The sequence below is a fragment of the Enterobacter cloacae complex sp. 370H10 genome (assembly GCF_050031535.1).
GTDB classification, from domain to species: Bacteria; Pseudomonadota; Gammaproteobacteria; order Enterobacterales; family Enterobacteriaceae; genus Enterobacter; species Enterobacter intestinihominis.
In genome coordinates this window covers 4676541-4699608 of the sequence record NZ_JBLGWG010000001.1, presented here as the reverse complement: position 1 = coordinate 4699608, position 23068 = coordinate 4676541, and the positions used below count along the sequence as shown (strand labels likewise).

Genomic DNA, 23068 nt, shown 5'->3' with positions numbered 1-23068 from the left:
GCCTGTAAGGTGGTGGAAATATACACGAAAAGCGGGCGTTGAAAAGTGGGGAAGGAGAAGGTTTACAAAGCGTTGACGGTCGCTCATCCGGGCAATAAAAAAGGCGCTTCCCCATGCCGAAGAGCGCCTTTTTAAACAAGCAGTTAGCTAATCGAAATTAGTTCATGCCGTATTTTTTCAATTTCTTACGCAGGGTACCACGGTTGATGCCCATCATCAGGGCAGCGCGGGTTTGATTACCACGGGTGTATTGCATCACCATGTCCAACAGTGGCTGTTCAACTTCAGCCAGTACCAGCTCATACAGGTCATTAACATCCTGACCGTTCAGTTGAGCAAAATAGTTCTTCAGTGCCTGTTTAACCGAGTCACGCAGGGGCTTTTGAGTCACCTGATCCTGAGAGTTAACGGTAGAAACGGTCAGTACGTCAGAATTTACGCGTTGTTCGAACATAGTTCTGTCAGCTCTTTATTTCATTACGCAAGATTTTCGAAGTATGCCTCCAACGCCTCCAGCTGTTCGCTGGCATCCTCAATGGCGTTGAATGTGCGCCGAAACTGGTCATTTGGAGCGTGCTCCTGGAGATACCAGGATACGTGTTTACGCGCAATTCGGTACCCTTTTGCCTGGCCGTAGTGGTCATGCAGTTCCCGAACATGCGAACAAAGCAAGCGCTTAACCTCTGCCAGAGGCAGCGGGGCAAGCAGCTCCCCAGTGTCCAGATAATGCTGGATTTCCCGAAAGATCCAGGGTCTTCCCTGAGCGGCACGTCCTATCATCAGAGCATCAGCTCCCGTATAGTCGAGCACAGCTCTGGCTTTAAGCGGGTCAGTTATGTCGCCATTCGCGATAATCGGAATGGAAACTTTCTGCTTAACTGCCCGAATGCTGTCGTATTCAGCTTCACCGTTGAACAAACAGGCGCGAGTGCGTCCATGAATGGTCAGGGCCTGAATGCCACAGTCTTCGGCCAGTTGGGCAATCTCTACACAGTTACGGTGTTCCGGCGACCAACCCGTGCGAATCTTCAACGTAACAGGAACGTCCACTGCGCTGACAACCGCCGTCAGGATTGACTTCACCTGGTCGGGGTATTGCAGAAGGGCTGAACCTGCAAGCTTGCGATTCACCTTTTTGGCCGGGCAACCCATATTGATATCAATAATCTGGGCGCCACTTTCCACGTTAATACGCGCGGCATCTGCCATCTCTTCAGGCACGCTTCCGGCAATTTGCACGGTGCGGATACCTGGCTCATCCACGTGCACCATCCGAAGGCGGGACTTGTCGCTTTCCCAAACCTGCGGGTTAGACGACATCATCTCGGAAACGGTTAATCCTGCTCCCATCTCGTAGCACAGCGTCCTGAACGGCCGGTCGGTAATACCTGCCATTGGGGCTGCGATCAGGCGATTTCTAAGCTGGTGGTGTCCGATGCGCATGAGTTAAGAAATGACCATACTGTGACTGCAAGGCGGCGTATATTACGCATTTTTTGCACGAGATGAAAGGCCAAACTTTGAACAATCCTCTGTTGTAGATCAAGGAATCGCCAGTCATTCTTTTCGGATAAGATTATTCGCTATTTAAATCATTGTGTTATGAAGAAATGAACATTTTGTGGGCGCTTACAATTTCCCGTAACTTCTCATCATTTCTGAATAAATGAATCAATTGGCCGGGATAATCTGCTGCGATATGCAGCAGATTATGGCGCTTCTTTGCGATCTGCGTCGCATTTCAGCACAGGATATCAGCGCAAAAAATCGGCTTATTCAACAACCAGACGGCCATGAAGCGGCTGAACCGGGCGGCTGTTTTCGTGGTGCGTAGTGTGAGTGAATTTTTGCAGCTGTTCAGCAGAGACGGTCAGCGGATGCTTGAGCACCAACCATGTCACCCCTTCTGAGCACGGTGGTGTGGTCAGGGAGCCGCTAAAACGCCAGTAGGTTTTATCCGCAGGCAGTAATTTATTCATATCGAGGGTTGGCTTAATTGTAACGTTCTGGTCAACCTGTCCTGGCATCACGCCCCAGAGTTTATCCAGTGCAGCGTTTGCCGCGCCCTGATCGAACATAACGGCAACGACCGTCAGTTCGCCGTCAGCGTTTTTATGGACCAGATGCATTTCCATTGCGTATTTTTTACCGTGCACCGTGTTTTCGGAAGGCGCATGGAAATGGAACTGCTGTAATGTCCAGGTCTGTTTATCAAGCGTGATGCTGTCGCGTGTATCGGCATTTTCACTCGCCTGGATAGTATGGCCGTTGTTTGTCAGGGTGACCGGGCCGTCGATATAGTGCGTTTCCAGCGGAGAGATGTGAGCTTTGACCGTATTATCAATGTTAACCGGCGACTGATACATCCCGCTTTTACACGTCTTGTACGCCTCGTCCAGTTCGCCCCAGTGTTCCGGTGCGCCTTCTCCTTGATAGCTCCAGTATGAGGCGTAAGTTGAAGCCGAAATCACGCTCAGCGCCAGCAGCGCTGCCTTGCCTGAAATGTGTTTCATCGTATTCTTCCTGTGAATTTTATTATCCAAATCAATGATTAACATTATGATTTGTGCGGTTATTTTATCGAAGAAAGGATGAAGGGGGGAGAAAAAACCGAAGGGAAAAGGCGTGGTCAGACGACCACGCCAAAGGCTTATTTTTTACGACCGGTGATGCGACACCACTCTTCTTTCTCGACAACCGGGTCGAGCGCAAAGAGATCGGCGTAGGCTTCACAGACGCTGGCTGCCTGGCTGGCAAGGATACCGGACAGGCCCAGCAGACCGCCTTCAACCGGCAGCACGCTGATTAACGGCGCCAGCTCGCGTAACGGGCCAGCCAGGATATTCGCGACCACCACATCGGCTTTCATGGCCTCTGGCTGTGCATCGGGCAGATACAGTTCAAGGCGATCGGAAACGCCATTACGCTCGGCGTTATCACGGCTGGCCTGAATCGCCTGCGGATCGATGTCGATCCCGATGGCTTTTGCCGCGCCCAGTTTCAGCGCCGCGATAGCGAGGATCCCGGATCCGCAACCGAAGTCGATCACGGTTTTGCCTTCCAGATCCAGGCCATCCAGCCATTGCAGGCACAGGGAGGTTGTCGGGTGGGTACCGGTGCCGAACGCCAGACCCGGATCCAGCATTACGTTGACCGCATTTTCATCGGGAACGTCGCGCCAGCTTGGGCAGATCCACAGACGCTGACCAAACTGCATTGGATGGAAGTTGTCCATCCACTCGCGTTCCCAGTCTTTGTCTTCCAGCTGTTCGATTTTATGCGCGAAACCCGCGCCCAGCAGCGGATGGTTTTCCAGAATCGCCACGACCTCTTTCATGTCGGTTTCTGCATCGAACAGGCCGATAACGTCCGTATCACCCCACAGGCGCGTTTCGCCTGGTAGCGGCTCAAAGACCGGCGTGTCATGCGTGTCCTGGAACGTGATAGAGACCGAACCGGCCTCCATCAGCGCATCACTCAGTTCTTCGGCGTTCGCGCCGGTTGTGTTCAGTTTCAATTGGATCCACGGCATGGCAAAACTCTTTATTTATCAGTAGAAATCAGGGTGGCGGGTGGAACGGGACGGCCAAAACGGTTACCCACCACAAACGCCAGTAAACTTAACAGTAACGAAGGCACGATCGGGTGAAAGCCAAGATACTGAATTTTCAACGTGGCGAGAACGGCATACAGGACGCCCCCGACAATCATGCCGCTTAATGCACCCGCGGCATTCGCGCGTTCCCAGTACAGCCCCAGCACCAGCGGCCACAGGAAAACGGCTTCCAGCCCGCCAAAGGCGAGCAGGTTCAACCAGATGATCATCTCTGGTGGACGCCACGCGGCCAGCAGCAGCAACGCCCCCAGCACCAGGGTAATCACCGCCGACATGCGCTTGAGGCGTCGCTCATTTTCGACCTGTTCAGGGCGCAAATTCAGATAGAGATCTTTAATGATCGTAGCGGAACTTTGCAGCAACTGAGCGTTGATGGTCGACATAATGGCCGCCATGGGTGCGGCGAGGAAAATTCCGGCGGCAAACGGCGGAAGTACTTTCACCATCAGGGTTGGAATGACCAGATCCGGTACGGTAAGGTCAGGGATCACCGCGCGTCCCAGCGCGCCCGCCAGGTGCATACCAAACATCAGGATTGCCACCACAATTGTCCCGATAATAATCCCGCGGTGTACCGCTTTGCTGTCTTTATATGAGATGCAGCGCACGGCGGTATGCGGCAGGCCAATCACGCCAAAGCACACCAGCACCCAGAACGAGGTCATAAAGGTTGGAGAGAGGATGTCATCCGCCCCCTGCGGCGAGACCAGTTTCGGATCGATCGCTTCCAGGGTTTCAACCGCATGGCTCAGGCCCCCTGCGGCATGCACGATACCCACCAGCAGAACGAGAGTGCCAATGAGCATCACCATTCCCTGCATCGTGTCGTTCAGAACGCTGGCACGGAACCCGCCAAACGCGGTGTACAGCGCGATACTCACACCGAAAATGACCAGACCCGTCTCGTAGGGGATCCCGGCTGCCGTTTCCAGCAGACGTGCGCCGCCGATAAACTGCACCGTCATCGCACCAATAAACGCCACCAGCAGACTCAGGCTTGCCAGCCATACCAGCAAGCGACTCTGATAGCGGGCAAACAGCATATCGTTCAGCGTCACGGCATTGTAGCGACGGGCCAGAATGGCAAACTTTTTACCCAGTATGCCCAGAGAGAGCCAGATGGCAGGCAGCTGGATCATGGCCAGCAGTACCCAGCCCAGTCCGTACTTATAAGCGGCGCCCGGGCCACCGATAAACGAGCTGGCGCTGATGTAAGTAGCGGTCAGCGTCATGGCCAGCACGACGCCCCCCATTGAGCGGCTCCCGAGGAAATACTCGTTCAGAAAGGTACCGGTTGAACGTTTACGCATCGCATAAACCGACAGGCCAAACACCAGGAACAGGTAAGCGACAAGCGGCAGAATGACTTCAAGCTGCATCATCGTCCTCCAGGGAGATATCGCGATAGATGAATTTCACCATCGCCCAGCACAGCACAATAAACACCAGCGGCAGCAGCAGGCAGGCCATTTCAAACCAGTGCGGGAGGCCGGTAATGCCAATCGCTGAATCAGGTAAGTAAGCAGTTACTAACCATGCAGCGAGATAGAGAAGGGTCAGCCACAGCGCCCAGCGCGCTTCTTTATGGGCCTGAACAAAACGTTTGTCCATTTTTTGTCCCTTGTGGATGAAGAAAGCGGGGATTGTACATGATGGGGCTTTGCGATCCCCAGAAATAAAAAAGGCCGGATAATCCGGCCTTTTAGCAACACTGGTCTCTTACTTCTCGTTCAGACCGAGTTTTTTCTCCAGGTAGTGGATGTTAGTACCACCATTCTGGAAGTGCTCGTCGCTCATGATGCGCATCTGGAGATCTACGTTGGTTTTGATCCCGTCGATGATCAGCTCCTGAAGGGCGTTCTTCATGCGGGCAATGGCCACGTCACGGTTTTCGCCGTAGCAGATCAGCTTACCGATCATTGAGTCATAATACGGCGGTACGGTGTAACCGGCGTAAATATGGGACTCCCAGCGCACACCAAAGCCACCCGGCGCGTGGAAACGTGTGATTTTACCCGGGCTTGGCAGGAAGGTGTTCGGGTCTTCGGCGTTGATACGGCACTCTACCGCATGGCCTTTAACCACAACTTCTTCCTGTTTGATGGACAGCGGCTGACCGGCTGCGATACGCAGCTGTTCTTTGATCAGGTCAACGCCGGTGATCATTTCGGTCACCGGGTGTTCAACCTGAATACGGGTGTTCATCTCAATGAAGTAGAACTCGCCGTTTTCGAACAGGAACTCAAAGGTACCCGCCCCGCGATAGCCGATATCGACACACGCTTTGGCGCAACGCTCACCGATGTAGCGACGCAGTTCCGGCGTAATGCCCGGCGCTGGCGCTTCTTCGACGACTTTCTGGTGACGACGCTGCATGGAGCAGTCACGTTCAGCCAGATAGATCGCGTTGCCCTGACCGTCAGCCAGCACCTGAATTTCGATGTGGCGTGGGTTTTCCAGGTATTTTTCCATGTACACCATGTCATTGCTGAAAGCCGCTTTCGCTTCCGCTTTGGTCATGGAGATGGACTGCGCCAGTTCAGCATCGCTGCGTACAACGCGCATACCGCGACCGCCGCCGCCGCCAGACGCCTTGATGATAACCGGGTAGCCAATGCGTTTAGCATGGGCGCGGTTAGCATCCATATCGTCGGTCAGCGGGCCGTCAGAGCCCGGTACGGTTGGCACGCCGGCTTTTTTCATCGCGGTGATGGCAGACACTTTGTCACCCATCAGGCGAATGGTGTCGGCTTTCGGGCCAATGAAGATAAAGCCAGAGCGTTCAACCTGCTCAGCAAAGTTGGCGTTCTCAGAGAGGAAACCATAACCCGGGTGAATCGCGACCGCGCCAGTGATTTCGGCGGCGCTGATGATCGCCGGGATGTTCAGATAGCTTTTTACGGACGGAGCCGGACCGATACAGACCGTCTCATCCGCCAGCAATACGTGTTTTAAATCGCGATCCGCGCTTGAGTGCACGGCCACGGTCTTGATGCCCAGTTCTTTACAGGCACGAAGAATACGCAGTGCAATCTCGCCACGGTTGGCGATAACAATTTTATCCAGCATGTTCGCCTCGTTACTCGATGACGACCAGCGGCTCGTCAAATTCTACCGGCTGACCACTTTCGACCAGAATCGCTTTCACAGTACCTGATTTGTCTGCTTCGATCTGGTTCATCATTTTCATGGCTTCAACGATGCACAGGGTATCGCCTACGTTGACTTTCTGACCCACTTCGATGAACGCTTTCGCGTCCGGGCTCGGGGTGCGGTAGAAAGTACCAACCATTGGGGAACGTACGATGTGACCACTGATTTCTGCAGCTGCTGCAGGTGCGGCTTCTGCTGCTGGTGCAACGGCTGCGGAGAGCGCAGGCTGCTGCACTGGCGCAGCATAAGCTTGCTGCATTACCGGGAAGCTAGCGGCTGGGGCTGCACGGCTGATGCGTACAGACTCTTCGCCTTCAGAAATTTCCAGTTCGGAGATGCCTGATTCTTCAACCAGCTCGATCAGTTTTTTAATCTTACGAATATCCATGAGTGGGTTCCGTACTCTTGTTTAGTGTGATTGTGACAAGCGTTTTACCGCTGTCTGTAAAGCGTATGAATAGCCGTCTGCACCCAGCCCACATATCACGCCAGCGGCGATATCTGACAAGTAGGAATGGTGGCGGAACGGCTCTCGGGCGTGCACGTTACTCAGATGGATCTCGATAAACGGGATACTCACCGCGAGCAGTGCGTCGCGTATAGCAACACTGGTGTGCGTAAACGCGGCCGGATTGATCAGGATATAGTCCACAGTGTCTTTAGCCTGATGAATACGGTCGATGATTGCGTACTCCGCGTTTGACTGAAAATGGTCCAAATCCACATTCAGCGAGGCTGCTTCCGTACCCAGACGGTTAACAATTTCGCTCAATGTCAGCGTGCCGTACTTCTCTGGCTCACGGGTGCCGAGCATGTTCAGGTTCGGTCCGTTCAATACTAAAATTTGGAATTTGTCAGCCATTGTGCCGCTATCTCCTGCGATTTTCGGGTAAAAAACAACATATACCCTCAACACGCAATTGTCACCCTTTCAGAGGCCAAAAACCCCCGTCCGGAAAACCGAAGTCGCACATTATAACGATTTCGTAGCATTTGGCAGCTAAATACTGGTCTTATCAGGGAAGATTATCAACCGCTATCCGAAAAAGATTCGCGGCTGATAAATAATCTGCGGGAAAACGCACAGTTTCGTGGACTATCGTACCCACTGGCGGAACTTCTTGTAACGCCATGCTAAAAGGGCCAATGCCAGCAGGGCGTAGATGACCGGCTGAGGAGATAATATCTTCACCGACCACAGGTAATGGATGGGCGCGAGGATCGCGACAAGATAGACGAAGTTGTGCAGCAGTTGCCAGCGCCGTCCCATTTTTCGCTGCGCGTACTGCGTGGATGTCAGCGTCAGTGCCAGTAAAACCAGCCAGCTTACGATACCCAGCGTCAGATAAGGACGCGTAACCATTTCGCTGCCAAGGAGTGCCAGGTTGTTAATGCCCAGTTCCAGCAGGGCGTAACTGGTGAGATGCAGCGTCGCCCAGGCAAAACACCATAGCCCCAAAAGCCGACGGGTACGTATTAACAATGGCTGTTTAGCGTAGCGCGCCAGCGGTGAGACGAGCAAGGTCGCCAGCAAAAATTTCAGAGCCATCCGACCCGTAAAATGCTGAATATCTTTAGCCGGATCGGCACTGAACTGTCCCTGGCTGGCTGCCCAAAAGAGCCAGATAAAGGGGAGCAATCCGGCTAAATGCAGGAGTACCTTCAGCCAGGTTATCTGCTTTGCCGTTAAACGCACTTAGAAGTTCTCCCGTAAATTCAGCCCACGATAGAGGGATGCCACCTCATCTGCATAGCCGTTAAACAGCAGCGTTGGCTGGCGTTTAACATCCAGCGCGCCGCCGGAACCGATAAAACGTTCCGTCGCCTGCGACCAGCGTGGATGATCAACGTGCGGGTTAACGTTGGCAAAAAAACCATACTCATCTGGCGCTGCGAGATTCCAGGTGGTGGGTGGGCGTTCACGGGTGAGCTTAATGCTGACGATCGATTTGATGCCCTTGAAACCGTATTTCCACGGTACGGTCAGGCGAATGGGCGCCCCGTTTTGCGGCGGCAGCGCTTTGCCGTAAACCCCGACGGTGAGCAGCGTAAGCGGATGCATGGCTTCGTCGAGACGTAAACCTTCAACGTAGGGATACTCCAGCCCGCCGCCGATAAACCGATCCTTCTGGCCTGGCATCTCGTCCGGGGCATAGCGCGTCTGGAAGGAAACATACTTCGCGTTGCTGGTGGGCTCAACCAGCGCCAGCAGTTTATGCAAAGGGAAACCTACCCACGGCACCACCATCGACCAGGCTTCCACACAGCGCATACGGTAAATGCGTTCTTCAAGTGGGAAGCGGGTGGTGAGGTCATGATGATCCAGCGTCAGCGGCTTTGCCACTTCGCCATCAATCTTCAGCGTCCAGGGATCGGTTTTCATGCTCCCGGCGTTGGCGGCAGGATCGGCCTTATCGAGGCCAAACTCATAGAAGTTGTTATAGCCGGTGACTTTATCTTCCGGCGTCAACGTCAGTTTATTCTGCCACTGCGCCGGTTTCGTGAAGTTAAGCGGTGCGCCAGAGGGGGCTTTCGGGCGGTCGTTGCCCTTAAACCAGTCGAGCAGATCGGCGTGGGCCGCAGGGGTGAGCGTCAGGGCAGTGGCGCTGATGCCAAGCATTTTCAGGATCTGGCGACGCTGTAGCATAAAGACAGACTCGGACGTTACGTCGGCTTCCGTCAGTTTTCGGGTTTTCATGGCATCCTCCGTCAGGCGTTTTTCTAAGCATGACGGAGGAGGAGGGTTAGCGCGAATATGTCACGAAAATTTGAAGATTAGGCGATTTTAACCAGCGCACGACCGTGGAACTGGTTGTCCATGATTTTATTGGCGTACTCTGGCGCCTGGCTCAGGGTAATCTCAGTGGCGCTCTGCTCATAGAATGAGGCTGGCAGATCCCGCGCCAGACGTTCCCAGGCCTCAGCCCGCCGCTCGGCTGGGGTCATGACCGAATCGACACCCTGAAGACGCACGTTACGCAGAATAAATGGCATCACCGTCGTCGGCAGGGCAAAACCACCCGCCAGACCACAGGCCGCCACGCAGCCACCGTAATTCATTTGCGCCAGCACCTTCGCCAGCACTTTGTCGCCGACGGTATCTACAGCACCAGCCCAGACCTGTTTTTCCAGCGGACGGGTCTCGGCGAATTCGTCGCGGCTCAGAATACGGCTTGCGCCCAACTGACGTAGATAATCATGCGTACTTTCGCGGCCAGAGACGGCGGCGACCTGGTACCCCAGCTTGTGCAGCAGCGTGACGGCCGTGCTGCCCACGCCACCGCTGGCGCCGGTCACGACAATTTCGCCAGAGTCAGGACGGATCCCGGCCTCTTCCAGCGCCATCACGCAGAGCATGGCGGTGAAACCTGCCGTGCCGACGATCATCGCCTTACGGCCGTCCAGGCCTTTCGGCATCGGGACCAGCCAGTCACCTTTTACGCGCGCCTGCGCTGCCAGTCCTCCCCAGTGGTTTTCACCTACGCCCCAGCCGGTGAGCAGCACCTGCTGTCCGGCGTGAAAACGCGGATCTTCACTGGTATGCACGCGACCAGCCAAGTCGATGCCTGGCACCATTGGGAAATTTCGGATGATTTTACCTTTTCCCGTAATGGCCAGTGCATCTTTATAGTTCAGGCTTGACCAGTCGATATCTACGGTCACGTCGCCCTCCGGCAGGCGGCTCTCGTCAATGGCTTGCACCGAGGCAACGGTTTTGCCGTCCTGCTGTTCTAAGATCAAAGCCTGCATACAGGGTCCTCACTAGGATTGATGATGGGAAAATATGTACTGAAGACTATACTCGCTCAATGAAACGCAGTGCCGATTTAACGCAATAAATTGCCAGATACACCAGGTTTGGTAGTATGCCGCATTTGAAATGCAAGTTAGCGCTCACTTGCGACCCCTTCAACCCACGGAGTAATCTCAAGGATGCGATTAACGACGAAGTTCTCAGCTTTTATCACCTTGCTGACGGGACTGACCATATTTGTCACGCTAATCGGCTGCTCGCTGAGCTTTTATAATGCCATCCAGGATAAGCTGGTTAACCGGGTAGAATCGGTTGCATCGGTTATCGACACTCGCCTGATTACAACCTCCTTCCCGGCACTTTCGCGTGAACTGGATGAGTTAATGGTGCCTGTGGATATCGTGCAGATCGACATTAAACAGGGGAAGCAGACCGTTTTCAGCCATACCCGTCAGGGCAGCTACCGTCCTGCCGGCACGGTAGATCAGTATCGGGACATAACGGTACGCTCACTTAAACATCCGGGTATGACAATCCATCTGATGTACCAGGATCCGATGAGCAACTATTTACGCTCGCTCATGACCACCGCGCCCTTAACCATCGCCGTTGCCTTGATCGTCCTGCTGATTTTCCTCGCCGTTCGCTGGCAGCGTCGTCAACTTTCCGGCCAGGAACTGCTGGAAACACGCTCGGTGCGAATACTGAATGGCGAGCGGGGTCCGCAGGTACGGGGATCGGTTTATGAATGGCCATCACGTACCAGTAGCGCCCTGGACGTGCTGCTCTCCGAAATCCAGTTTGCCAGCGATCAGCGTAGCCGTATGGACACGTTGATTCGCTCCTACGCCGCGCAGGATAACAAAACGGGCCTTAACAACCGTCTCTTCTTTGATAATCAGCTGGCTACGCTTCTTGATGACCCCGAAAAGGTGGGGACGCATGGCGTGGTAATGATGATTCGCCTGCCCGACTTCGATCTGCTCCGTGATACCTGGGGCCAGCGCGTGGCGGAAGAGAACCTCTTCACGCTGATTAACCTGCTGTCCACCTTTATTATGCGCTACCCCGGCGCGTTACTGGCACGCTACCACCGCAGCGACTTTGCCGTCTTGCTGCCGCATCGCACCTTAAAGGAGTCCGAGAGTATCGCCAGCCAGCTGTTGAAAGCCGTCGATGCGCTACCCCAGAGCAAAATGCTCGACCGCGACGACATGGTGCATATGGGCATCTGTGCCTGGCGCGGCGGTCAGTCGACGGAGCAGGTGATGGAACATGCAGAAGCGGCCACGCGCAACGCCGTATTGCAGGGGGCGAACGGCTGGGCGGTCTATGATGATACGCTACCGGAAAAAGGGCGCGGCAACGTACGCTGGCGAACCCTGATTGAACAGATGCTGAGCCGGGGTGGACCGCGCATCTATCAAAAACCGGCGGTCATAAAAAATGGTCATGTCCATCATCGTGAACTGATGTGCCGTATTTTTGATGGGACCGAGGAGGTTATCTCCGCAGAGTATTTGCCGATGGTGCTGCAATTCGGATTGTCCGAAGAGTATGACCGCCAGCAAATCACCCGCCTCATTCCGTTTTTATCGTACTGGCCTGAAGAAAATCTGGCTTTACAGGTGACCGTCGAATCGCTGATCCGTCCGCGTTTTCAGCGTTGGTTACGTGACACGTTAATGCAATGCGAAAAATCGCAACGCAAACGCATTATTTTTGAACTTGCAGAGGCAGATGTAGGTCAACACATCAGCCGGTTGCGCTCGGTTGTGCGTTTAATCAATGCGCTTGGGGCTCGCGTGGCGGTAACACAGGCGGGTCTTACCCTGGTCAGCACCAGCTGGATCAAAGAGCTGGATGTCGAATTATTGAAGCTGCATCCGGGTCTGGTAAGGAATATCGAAAAGCGCACGGAAAACCAGCTGCTGGTACAAAGCCTGGTGGAGGCGTGCAAAGGAACGCAAACGCAAGTATTTGCCGCAGGCGTACGTTCACGCAGTGAATGGCAGATGTTGACAGAGCGCGGCGTGACGGGCGGTCAGGGGGATTTTTTTGCCGCCTCTCAGCCGCTTGACACCAATGTGAAAAAATATTTGCAAAGATACTCTGTTTGACCTGCCGTTTACTTTGTTTTCACGTAGAATATCGCGCCTGTAGCTTTGAGTAAGACGAGCATAAAAGCCAGTGAACGACCTTTTATAGGTTACAAGTGAAAGTGAGGGACGCTGCTGTTTACTCAGCCCTGAGGGATTCAGGGGATGAATTTGTAACAAAGGAAACGTGCTGCACTAATTTTCACCGTAGCAGACGATTTTTGCGCCTTGTCGCTGCTGCGTGTGGTTGGTAAAGTAAGCGGATTTTGTTTTCCGCCCCAGCTTTCAGGATTATCCCTTAGTATGTTGAAAAAATTTCGTGGCATGTTTTCCAATGACCTGTCCATTGACCTGGGTACCGCGAATACCCTTATCTATGTAAAAGGACAAGGCATCGTATTGAATGAGCCTTCCGTTGTGGCCATTCGTCAGGATCGTGCTGGTTCGCCAAAAAGCGTGGCCGCAGTAGGCCATGATGCGAAGCAGATGCTGGGCCGTACGCCGGGCAACATTGCCGCGATCCGCCCAATGAAAGATGGCGTTATTGCTGACTTCTTCGTGACCGAAAAAATGCTTCAGCACTTCATCAAGCAGGTTCACAGCAACAGCTTCATGCGCCCAAGCCCGCGCGTACTGGTGTGTGTGCCGGTTGGCGCAACCCAGGTTGAACGCCGTGCAATCCGTGAATCCGCTCAGGGTGCCGGTGCGCGTGAAGTGTTCCTGATTGAAGAACCGATGGCTGCGGCAATTGGTGCGGGTCTGCCGGTTTCTGAAGCAACCGGTTCTATGGTGGTGGATATCGGTGGCGGTACCACTGAAGTGGCCGTTATCTCCCTGAACGGCGTGGTGTACTCCTCTTCCGTGCGTATCGGCGGCGACCGTTTCGACGAAGCCATCATCAATTACGTTCGCCGTAACTACGGCTCTCTGATCGGTGAAGCGACCGCAGAGCGCATCAAGCATGAAATCGGTTCTGCCTATCCGGGTGATGAAGTTCGCGAGATCGAAGTTCGCGGTCGTAACCTGGCAGAAGGCGTGCCACGCGGATTCACCCTGAACTCCAACGAAATCCTGGAAGCGTTGCAGGAGCCGCTGACCGGCATCGTGAGCGCGGTGATGGTTGCGCTGGAACAGTGCCCGCCAGAGCTGGCCTCCGATATCTCCGAGCGCGGTATGGTTCTGACCGGTGGTGGTGCGCTGCTGCGTAACCTCGACCGCCTGTTAATGGAAGAGACAGGTATTCCTGTCGTAGTTGCAGAAGATCCACTGACTTGCGTCGCCCGTGGTGGTGGCAAGGCGCTGGAAATGATCGACATGCACGGCGGCGACTTGTTTAGCGAAGAGTAGTCGGGTGTGAGAGGGTAGCAAATGGCTACCCTTTCTCTCTGACGCGAGAATACGCATAGCCTATGAAGCCAATTTTTAGCCGTGGCCCGTCGCTACAGTTTCGCCTGATCCTGGCGGTTCTGGTGGCGCTCGGGGTCATTATTGCCGATAGCCGCCTCGGTACGTTCAGCCAGATCCGAACGTACATGGATACCGCCGTCAGTCCTTTCTACTTTATTTCAAATGGTCCCCGTGAACTGCTCGACTCCGTGTCGCAAACGCTTTCATCGCGTGACCAGCTCGAACTCGAAAACCGTGCATTACGCCAGGAACTGCTGCTGAAAAACAGCGAGCTACTGATGCTGGGGCAATATAAGCAGGAAAACGCGCGTCTGCGGGAACTGCTTGGCTCGCCGCTGCGCCAGGATGAACAGAAAATGGTCACCCAGGTGATCTCCACCGTAAACGATCCATACAGCGATCAGGTGGTGATTGATAAAGGCAGCGTGAACGGCGTATACGAAGGTCAGCCTGTCATCAGCGATAAAGGCGTTGTGGGCCAGGTCGTGGCGGTTGCCAAACTGACCAGCCGTGTGCTGCTGATTTGCGATGCCACCCATGCACTGCCGATTCAGGTGCTGCGTAACGATATTCGCGTAATTGCCGCCGGTAATGGTTGTACGGACGATCTGCAACTGGAACACCTGCCCGCCAACACGGATATCCGCGTGGGTGACGTGCTGGTGACGTCTGGTCTGGGCGGTCGTTTCCCTGAAGGCTACCCGGTTGCGGTTGTCTCTTCCGTGAAGCTCGACACTCAACGTGCCTACACCGTGATCCAGGCGCGTCCAACGGCTGGCTTGCAGCGTTTACGCTACCTGCTGCTGCTATGGGGCGCCGATCGCAACGGCGCTAACCCGATGACGCCGGAAGATGTGCATCGCGTGGCCAATGAGCGCCTGATGCAGATGATGCCGCAGGTGCTGCCTGCGCCGGATGCAATGGGGCCACCTGCGCCCGTACCGGCTCCGGCGACGGGGTTAACGCAGCCGCTACCGGATGCGCCGCCACCGCCGCAAGTCTCGGGTGGAGGGCAGTAGTGGCCAGTTATCGTAGCCAGGGGCGCTGGGTAATCTGGCTCTCATTCCTCGTTGCATTGTTGCTGCAAATTATGCCCTGGCCGGACGACATTCTTGTTTTCCGGCCAAACTGGGTATTACTCATTTTGCTCTACTGGATCCTTGCCCTGCCGCACCGCGTAAATGTCGGCACAGGTTTTGTGATGGGTGCCATACTGGATCTTATCAGTGGCTCTACGCTTGGCGTCCGCGCCTTATCCATGAGCATTATTGCGTATCTCGTTGCACTCAAATTCCAGCTCTTTCGTAACCTTGCGCTCTGGCAACAGGCGCTGGTGGTGATGTTGTTGTCGCTCGCTGCGGATATCGTTGTTTTCTGGGCAGAGTTTTTAGTGATCAACGTCTCTTTCCGACCGGAAGTGTTCTGGAGTAGTGTAGTAAACGGTGTGCTCTGGCCGTGGCTGTTCCTGCTGATGCGTAAAATTCGCCAGCAGTTTGCCGTGCAATAAAAGGTTTCTATGACGTCTTTGTATCTTGCCTCCGGTTCTCCGCGTCGCCAGGAACTGCTCGCGCAGTTGGGTGTATCCTTCGAACGCATCGTTACCGGTATCGAAGAAAAACGTGCTGAGGGCGAAAGCGCTCAGCAGTATGTCTCCCGTCTGGCGCGTGAAAAAGCGCAGGCGGGCGTTGCATGCGTGCCGCGTGACTTACCGGTGCTGGGGGCCGATACCATCGTCATCCTCAATGGTGAGGTGCTTGAGAAACCCCGCGACGCAGACCATGCTGCGCGGATGCTGCGTAACATGTCCGGACAAACCCATCAGGTGATGACGGCGGTAGCGCTGGCAGACAGCCAGTACGTTCTGGATTGCCTTGTGGTAACGGAAGTGACGTTCAGAGTCCTCACCGACGAGGAGATCGCCGGCTATATCGCCAGCGGTGAACCTATGGATAAAGCAGGTGCATACGGTATTCAAGGGTTGGGTGGCTGTTTTGTCAGGAAGATAAATGGCAGCTATCACGCCGTAGTCGGCTTACCGCTGGTGGAAACGTATGAGTTGCTGAGCAATTTTAACTCACTGCGTGAGGGAAGGGATAATTATGACGGCTGAATTGTTGGTAAACGTAACGCCATCGGAAACCCGTGTGGCCTACATTGATGGTGGCATTCTTCAGGAAATTCATATTGAGCGTGAAGCGCGGCGCGGAATCTTAGGCAATATCTACAAAGGTCGTGTCAGTCGTGTACTGCCGGGTATGCAGGCGGCTTTTGTAGATATTGGGCTCGATAAAGCGGCGTTTTTACACGCCTCCGACATCATGCCGCATACCGAATGCGTGGCAGGCGAAGAGCAAAAACAGTTTGCCGTGCGCGACATCTCTGAGCTGGTGCGTCAGGGCCAGGATCTGATGGTGCAGGTGGTAAAAGATCCGCTGGGCACCAAAGGCGCGCGTCTGACCACCGACATCACCCTTCCTTCACGTTATCTGGTCTTTATGCCGGGGGCGTCGCACGTCGGCGTGTCACAGCGTATTGAGAGCGAAAGCGAGCGTGAACGCCTGAAAAAGGTGGTCAGCGCCTACTGCGACGAGCAGGGCGGGTTTATTATCCGTACCGCAGCGGAAGGGATCAGCGAAGAAGACCTGGCCTCGGATGCGGCCTATCTGAAGCGCGTCTGGACCAAAGTGATGGAGCGTAAAAAACGCAACCAGACCCGCTACCGGCTGTACGGTGAGCTGGCGCTCGCTCAGCGCGTATTGCGTGATTTCGCCGATGCGCAGCTCGACCGAATCCGCGTGGACTCGCGTCTGACGTACGAAGCCTTACTGGAGTTCACCGCCGAGTACATCCCGGAAATGCCGGGGCTGCTGGAGCATTACACCGGACGCCAGCCGATATTTGATCTCTATGACGTTGAAAACGAAATCCAGCGTGCGCTGGAGCGTAAGGTTGAGCTGAAATCGGGTGGCTATCTGATCATCGATCAAACCGAAGCGATGACCACCGTCGACATCAACACCGGCGCGTTTGTCGGCCATCGCAACCTCGATGACACCATCTTTAATACCAATATAGAAGCGACGCAGGCCATCGCACGCCAGCTTCGCCTGCGTAATCTGGGCGGTATTATCATCATCGACTTTATCGATATGAATAATGAAGACCACCGCCGTCGCGTGCTGCACTCCCTGGAGCAGGCGCTGAGTAAAGATCGCGTGAAAACCAGCATCAATGGCTTCTCGCAGCTCGGTCTGGTGGAAATGACCCGGAAACGGACCCGCGAAAGCGTGGAACATGTCCTGTGTAATGAGTGTCCAACCTGCCATGGACGCGGAACGGTAAAGACGGTGGAGACGGTCTGCTACGAGATCATGCGTGAGATTGTCCGTGTCCATCATGCCTACGACTCAGACCGTTTTCTGGTCTATGCTTCCCCTGCGGTGGCAGAGGCCTTGAAAGGGGAAGAGTCGCACGCGCTGGCGGAAGTGGAAATCTTTGTCGGCAAACAGGTAAAAGTGCAAATTGAGCCGCTCTATAACCAGGAGCAGTTTGACGTCGTCATGATGTAAACGCAGTTCGCTGCGAGATTTAAGGCTGACAAGGAGAGACGCGTGAGGCGATTGCCGGGGATTTTACTGCTTACAGGGGCAACGCTGGTCGTGATTGTCGCGTTGCTCGTGAGCGGGCTGCGTCTCGCCTTGCCGCATCTGGACAGCTGGCGGCCGCAGATCCTGGCAAAAATCGAATCTGCCACCGGTCTGCCGGTGGACGTGAGCCATATCGAGGCAAGCTGGCAGAACTTTGGCCCGACGCTTGATGCGCGGGATATCAGCGCCAGCCTGAAAGATGGCGGCCATCTTAAAATCAAACGCGTCACCCTGGCGCTGGATGTCTGGCAAAGCCTGCTGCATCTGCGCTGGCAGTTTCGCGATCTCACCTTCTGGCAACTTCAGCTGATGACCAACACGCCGCTGCAAAGCGGCGACAGCGATCGTGGGCTGGAAACCAGCCGTATCAGCGATCTCTTCCTGCGTCAGTTCGATCATTTCGATCTCCGCGACAGCGAAGTGAGCTTTATAACCCTTTCCGGACAGCGCGCTGAGCTGGCGATCCCACAGCTGACCTGGCTAAACGGGAAAGATCGCCACCGCGCCGAGGGGCAGGTGAATCTCTCCAGCCTGAACGGGCAGCACGGCGTTATGCAGGTGCGGATGGATCTGCGCGACGACAATGGCCTGCTGAACAACGGCAGGGTGTGGCTACAGGCGGACGATGTGGACGTGAAGCCGTGGCTGGGTGAGTGGCTACAGCAGAACATGCAGCTGGAAACCGCGCGCTTCAGCCTGGAAGGCTGGATGACCCTGACGAACGGGGCATTCGCCAGCGGCGACATCTGGCTTAAGCAGGGGGGCGCGAGCTGGAAGGGGGAAAACCATCAGCATCAGCTTTCCGTCGATAACCTCACCGCACACGTGACGCAGGATAAAGGCGGCTGGCAGTTCGCTATTCCGGATACGCGCATCTCCATGGATAACAAACCCTGGCCGCGCGGCGCACTGACGCTGGCGTGGATGCCGGAGCAGGACGTCGGCGGGATAAACGGTAAACGCAGCGATGAGCTGCGTATCCGCGCCAGTAACCTGGATCTGACGGCGATCGAAGGGCTGCGTTCAATGGCCGCAAAACTCTCCCCGGAGCTGGGCGAAATCTGGCTGGCGACGCAGCCGAGCGGGCAGATAAACCGGCTGGCGCTGGATATTCCGCTCCAGGCCACGGAAAAGACGCGTTTTCAGGCGGCATGGAAAAATCTCGCATGGAAACAGTGGAAACTGCTGCCGGGTGCCGAGCACTTCAGCGGTAAACTGGAAGGAAGCGTGGAAAACGGCAGGCTGACGGCAGAAATGCAGGAAGCAAAAATGCCGTACGAAACGGTCTTCCGTGCGCCACTGGAGATCGAAAAGGGAAACGCCACCCTCAACTGGCTGAAGAATGACAAAGGTTTTCAGCTCGATGGTCGCGATATTGATGTAAAAGCCAAAGCGGTACATGCCCGCGGTAATTTCCGTTATCTACAGCCTGAAGGCGATGAGCCGTGGCTGGGCATTCTGGCGGGCATCAGCACGGATGACGGTTCGCAGGCGTGGCGCTACTTCCCGGAAAACCTGATGGGGAAAGCGCTGGTAGACTATCTCAGCGGCGCCATTCAGGGCGGTCAGGCGGATAACGCCACGCTGGTCTACGGCGGCAATCCGCACCTGTTCCCGTATAAGCATAACGAAGGCCAGTTCCAGGTTCTGGTGCCGCTACGCAACGCCACCTATGCCTTCCAGCCGGACTGGCCCGCGCTGAAGAATCTGAATATCGAACTCAACTTCCTGAATGACGGCTTGTGGATGAAGACGGACAGCGTTGCGCTGGGCGGCGTAACGGCAAGCAACCTGACGGCAAACATCCCGGATTACTCCAAAGAGAAACTGCTGATTGATGCGGATATTAATGGGCCGGGTAAAGCGGTTGGCCCATATTTTGAAGATACGCCGCTGGATGACTCCCTGGCGGCCACTCTCCAGCAGTTGCAGTTAGATGGTGATGTGAATGCTCGCTTACATCTGGATATCCCGCTCGACGGTGAAATGACCACCGCCAAAGGCGACGTTCGTCTGAACAATAACAGCCTCTATATCAAGCCGCTGGACAGCACGCTGAAAAACCTTAGCGGTCAGTTCAGCTTTGTTAACGGCAATCTGAAAAGTAAGCCGCTGAAAGCGACCTGGTTCAATCAACCCGTCAATATCGATTTCTCCACCACCGAGGGCGATAAAGCCTACCAGGTGGCGGTCAATATGGACGCGAACTGGCAGCCGTCACGCATGGATGTTCTGCCGAAGCCGATTGAGAATGCGGTGGACGGCGCGGTGTCATGGAATGGCAAGGTCGCCATCGACCTGCCTTATCATGCCGGTGCGCGCTATAACGTCGACATTACGGGCGATCTAAAAAACCTCAGTAGCCAGCTTCCCGCACCGCTGAACAAGAAAAGCGGTGAAGCACTGCCCGTCAACGTTAAGGTTGCGGGCAACCTCAACAGCTTTGATTTAACCGGAAACGCTGGCGGAACAAACCACTTCAACAGCCGCTGGCTGCTTAACCGCAAGCTGACGCTGGACAGGGCGATCTGGACGACTGACAGCCGTACCACGCCGCCGCTGCCGGAGCAGGCGGGCATTGAACTGAATCTCCCGCCGATGGATGGCGCAGAGTGGCTGGCACTGTTTCAGAAAGGTGTCGGGCAAAACGTCGATCAAACGGCGCAGTTCCCGCAGTCCATTACCTTGCGCACGCCTGCGCTGACGCTGGGTGGGCAGCAGTGGAACAACCTGAGTATTGTCTCCCAGCCGACGGTGAACGGCTCAAAGGTCGAGGCGCAGGGGCGTGAAATTAACGGTTCGTTGACGATGCGCGATAACGCGCCATGGCAGGCGGCTATCCGTTATCTCTATTACAACCCGACCTTTACGGCGTCTAAAACACAGTCGACAAGTACGTCTCCTTTCAGCAGCAGTGGAACGTCGCGCGTGGATTTCAGCAACTGGCCCGATCTCCAGCTGCGCTGTGCGGAGTGCTGGCTGTGGGGACAGAAATATGGCCGTATCGACGGTGATTTTGCTATTCAGGGCAATACGCTGAGCCTCTCTGGTGGGCTGGTGGATACCGGCTTTGGCCGCATGACCGCCGCTGGCGAGTGGGTGAACAAACCGGGTGAACAGCGCACCTCGCTGAAGGGCGATATTAAAGGCAACAAGCTGGACGCAGCGGCTAACTTCTTTGGGATCAGCACGCCGCTTCGCGGATCGTCCTTCGATGTGAATTACGATCTGCACTGGCGCGCGGCACCGTGGCAGCCGGACGTTGCCTCGCTGAACGGTATCCTCAGAACCCGTTTTGGTAAGGGACAAATTGCCGATGTTAGCACCGGTCATGCAGGGCAAATACTGCGCCTGCTGAGCTTTGACGCGCTGCTGCGCAAGCTGCGCTTCGATTTCAGCGATACCTTCAACGACGGTTTCTATTATGACTCCATTCGCGGAACGGCCTGGATCAAGGACGGCGTGATGCATACCGATGATACGCTGCTGGACGGCCTGGAAGCGGACATCGCCATGAAAGGATCAGTAAACCTCGTGCGCCGGGAGCTGGATATGGAAGCGGTTGTTGCCCCGGAAATCTCCGCTACAGTGGGTGTTGCTACCGCTTTTGTGGTCAATCCGATAATCGGCGCGGCGGTATTTGCCGCCAGCAAAGTGCTGGGGCCGCTCTGGAGCAAAGTCTCGATTCTGCGCTACCGCATTACGGGCCCAATCGATAAACCGCAGATTAATGAAGTGCTGCGCCAGCCGCGCAAAGAAGCACAGCAATGATTTGACGTGGGCAGGTAATTGCCTCACTCTCAATAATATTGATTTTATACCGCCACCGGCGGCAACGAACGAGTAGCAATACGATGAGTCTGAACCTGGTAAGTGAACATTTGCTCGCAGCGAACGGCCTGAGCCATCAGGACCTGTTCTCCATTCTTGGTCAACTGACCGAACGCCGCCTCGACTACGGCGATCTCTATTTCCAGTCGAGCTATCACGAATCCTGGGTTTTAGAAGACAGCATCATTAAAGATGGTTCTTATAACATTGACCAGGGCGTCGGCGTGCGCGCCGTCAGCGGCGAAAAAACCGGTTTTGCTTATGCAGACCAGATAAGCCTGGCCGCGCTGGAGCAGAGCGCGCAGGCGGCGCGAACCATTGTGCGTGATACCGGCGACGGTCGCGTGAAAACCCTGGGTGAAGTGCAGCACGCTGCGCTTTATACCAGCATCGACCCACTGCAAAGCATGAGCCGCGAAGAGAAGCTGGACATCCTGCGTCGCGTGGACAAAGTGGCTCGCGCGGCGGATAAACGCGTGCAGGAAGTTTCTGCCAGCCTGAGCGGTGTTTATGAACTGATCCTGGTGGCGGCGACGGACGGTACGCTGGCCGCCGACGTGCGTCCGCTTGTGCGCCTCTCTATCAGCGTGCAGGTGGAAGACGACGGCAAGCGCGAGCGCGGCTCAAGCGGTGGCGGCGGTCGTTTTGGCTACGACTGGTTCCTCGGCGACGTTGACGGCGAAGCGCGCGCGGATGCGTGGGCAAAAGAAGCCGTGCGCATGGCGCTGGTCAACCTGTCTGCCGTGGCGGCACCTGCCGGTACGCTGCCGGTGGTTCTGGGCGCAGGCTGGCCTGGCGTGCTGCTGCACGAAGCGGTCGGTCACGGCCTGGAGGGGGATTTCAACCGTCGCGGGACGTCCGTATTCAGCGGTCAGATGGGGCAGCTTGTCTCCTCCGAGCTGTGTACCGTGGTGGATGATGGCACCATGCTCGACCGTCGCGGCTCGATTTCTATCGACGATGAAGGCACGCCGGGCCAGTACAACGTGCTGATCGAAAATGGCGTACTGAAAGGTTACATGCAGGACAAGCTTAACGCGCGTCTGATGGGCGTTGCGCCAACGGGTAACGGTCGTCGCGAATCCTACGCGCACCTGCCGATGCCGCGCATGACCAATACCTACATGCTGCCGGGTAAATCCACGCCGCAGGAGATTATCGAATCCGTTGATTACGGGATCTTCGCGCCGAACTTTGGCGGCGGCCAGGTGGATATCACCTCCGGTAAATTTGTCTTCTCTACCTCAGAGGCGTATCTGATTGAGAAGGGCAAAGTGACCAAAGCGGTAAAAGGGGCGACGCTGATCGGATCCGGGATTGAAGCAATGCAGCAGATCTCCATGGTCGGTAACGATCTGAAGCTGGATAACGGCGTGGGCGTTTGCGGCAAAGAGGGTCAGAGCCTGCCGGTAGGCGTGGGCCAGCCAACCCTGAAGGTCGATAACCTGACGGTGGGCGGCACGGCGTAATTTTTTCATTTTCCCCTCACCCTAACCCTCTCCCCAACGGGGAGAGGGGACTGCTCCGTGCCGTCTTTTCTCCCTCGCCCCTTTGGGGAGAG

Annotated in this window: 20 protein-coding genes; 8 read left to right on the top strand and 12 right to left on the bottom strand. The window is 55.4% G+C overall.

Annotation, left to right across the window (positions count from 1 at the left end; all coding sequences use genetic code 11):
• Positions 1–157: 157 nt before the first annotated feature.
• The 12 genes from fis to ACQG2Q_RS23120 all read right to left on the bottom strand — a co-directional run bounded on the left by fis (position 158) and on the right by ACQG2Q_RS23120 (position 10519).
• Entirely contained in the window at positions 158–454 is a 297-nt protein-coding gene (gene fis, locus ACQG2Q_RS23175; RefSeq protein ID WP_000462905.1) for a DNA-binding transcriptional regulator Fis, read from the bottom strand.
• 23 nt (positions 455–477) lie between these two features.
• Positions 478–1443 carry a tRNA dihydrouridine synthase DusB gene (gene dusB, locus ACQG2Q_RS23170; protein ID WP_006812176.1) on the bottom strand — a complete coding sequence of 322 codons (966 nt, stop codon included), beginning with the start codon at positions 1441–1443 and terminating at the stop codon, positions 478–480.
• 329 nt (positions 1444–1772) lie between these two features.
• The gene (locus ACQG2Q_RS23165; protein WP_063850415.1) at positions 1773–2513 is read right to left on the bottom strand and encodes a carbonic anhydrase; all 741 of its coding nucleotides are present in this window, start codon (positions 2511–2513) and stop codon (positions 1773–1775) included.
• A gap of 137 nt (positions 2514–2650) precedes the next feature.
• Complete coding sequence (gene prmA / locus ACQG2Q_RS23160) at positions 2651–3532, bottom strand: 50S ribosomal protein L11 methyltransferase (protein WP_038416812.1); 882 nt, start codon at positions 3530–3532, stop codon at positions 2651–2653.
• A gap of 11 nt (positions 3533–3543) precedes the next feature.
• On the bottom strand, positions 3544–4995 hold the full coding sequence (gene panF, locus ACQG2Q_RS23155) for a sodium/pantothenate symporter (RefSeq protein WP_022649570.1): 1452 nt from the start codon (positions 4993–4995) through the stop codon (positions 3544–3546).
• Positions 4985–5227 carry a YhdT family protein gene (locus ACQG2Q_RS23150; protein WP_022649569.1) on the bottom strand — a complete coding sequence of 81 codons (243 nt, stop codon included), beginning with the start codon at positions 5225–5227 and terminating at the stop codon, positions 4985–4987. Before ACQG2Q_RS23150 ends, panF begins: the two co-directional genes overlap by 11 nt.
• 108 nt (positions 5228–5335) lie before the next feature.
• Positions 5336–6685 (bottom strand): acetyl-CoA carboxylase biotin carboxylase subunit, encoded by a 1350-nt coding sequence (accC, locus tag ACQG2Q_RS23145; protein WP_003860388.1) that lies wholly within the window; start codon positions 6683–6685, stop codon positions 5336–5338.
• Between the two features lie 10 nt (positions 6686–6695).
• Positions 6696–7157: an acetyl-CoA carboxylase biotin carboxyl carrier protein gene (gene accB, locus ACQG2Q_RS23140; protein WP_010436174.1), complete on the bottom strand. Its 462-nt coding sequence runs from the start codon at positions 7155–7157 to the stop codon at positions 6696–6698.
• Between the two features lie 21 nt (positions 7158–7178).
• The gene (gene aroQ, locus ACQG2Q_RS23135; protein WP_022649568.1) at positions 7179–7631 is read right to left on the bottom strand and encodes a type II 3-dehydroquinate dehydratase; all 453 of its coding nucleotides are present in this window, start codon (positions 7629–7631) and stop codon (positions 7179–7181) included.
• Positions 7632–7865: 234 nt separating this feature from the next.
• On the bottom strand, positions 7866–8465 hold the full coding sequence (gene msrQ, locus ACQG2Q_RS23130) for a protein-methionine-sulfoxide reductase heme-binding subunit MsrQ (protein WP_023298745.1): 600 nt from the start codon (positions 8463–8465) through the stop codon (positions 7866–7868).
• Positions 8466–9467 (bottom strand): protein-methionine-sulfoxide reductase catalytic subunit MsrP, encoded by a 1002-nt coding sequence (gene msrP / locus ACQG2Q_RS23125; protein ID WP_032626457.1) that lies wholly within the window; start codon positions 9465–9467, stop codon positions 8466–8468.
• Positions 9468–9544: 77 nt separating this feature from the next.
• The gene (locus ACQG2Q_RS23120) at positions 9545–10519 is read right to left on the bottom strand and encodes an MDR family oxidoreductase (protein WP_023298743.1); all 975 of its coding nucleotides are present in this window, start codon (positions 10517–10519) and stop codon (positions 9545–9547) included.
• A 183-nt stretch (positions 10520–10702) separates the two neighbouring features.
• On the opposite strand from ACQG2Q_RS23120, the gene csrD reads away from it, so the two are divergent.
• From csrD to tldD, 8 genes are all read left to right on the top strand, one after another.
• On the top strand, positions 10703–12643 hold the full coding sequence (csrD, locus tag ACQG2Q_RS23115; protein WP_022649564.1) for an RNase E specificity factor CsrD: 1941 nt from the start codon (positions 10703–10705) through the stop codon (positions 12641–12643).
• Between the two features lie 282 nt (positions 12644–12925).
• Entirely contained in the window at positions 12926–13969 is a 1044-nt protein-coding gene (gene mreB / locus ACQG2Q_RS23110) for a rod shape-determining protein MreB (RefSeq protein ID WP_000913396.1), read from the top strand.
• Positions 13970–14031: 62 nt separating this feature from the next.
• Positions 14032–15048, top strand: a complete 1017-nt coding sequence (gene mreC, locus ACQG2Q_RS23105; protein ID WP_003860400.1) for a rod shape-determining protein MreC — start codon at positions 14032–14034, stop codon at positions 15046–15048.
• On the top strand, positions 15048–15536 hold the full coding sequence (mreD, locus tag ACQG2Q_RS23100) for a rod shape-determining protein MreD (protein WP_003860402.1): 489 nt from the start codon (positions 15048–15050) through the stop codon (positions 15534–15536). Before mreC ends, mreD begins: the two co-directional genes overlap by 1 nt.
• 9 nt (positions 15537–15545) lie before the next feature.
• Entirely contained in the window at positions 15546–16139 is a 594-nt protein-coding gene (locus ACQG2Q_RS23095) for a Maf family protein (protein ID WP_003860403.1), read from the top strand.
• Positions 16129–17598: a ribonuclease G gene (gene rng / locus ACQG2Q_RS23090; RefSeq protein WP_426759268.1), complete on the top strand. Its 1470-nt coding sequence runs from the start codon at positions 16129–16131 to the stop codon at positions 17596–17598. Before ACQG2Q_RS23095 ends, rng begins: the two co-directional genes overlap by 11 nt.
• A 42-nt stretch (positions 17599–17640) precedes the next feature.
• Positions 17641–21447, top strand: coding sequence for an AsmA2 domain-containing protein YhdP (yhdP, locus tag ACQG2Q_RS23085; RefSeq protein WP_063850419.1), 3807 nt, complete (start codon positions 17641–17643; stop codon positions 21445–21447).
• A gap of 83 nt (positions 21448–21530) precedes the next feature.
• On the top strand, positions 21531–22976 hold the full coding sequence (gene tldD / locus ACQG2Q_RS23080) for a metalloprotease TldD (protein WP_022649562.1): 1446 nt from the start codon (positions 21531–21533) through the stop codon (positions 22974–22976).
• Positions 22977–23068: the final 92 nt, after the last annotated feature.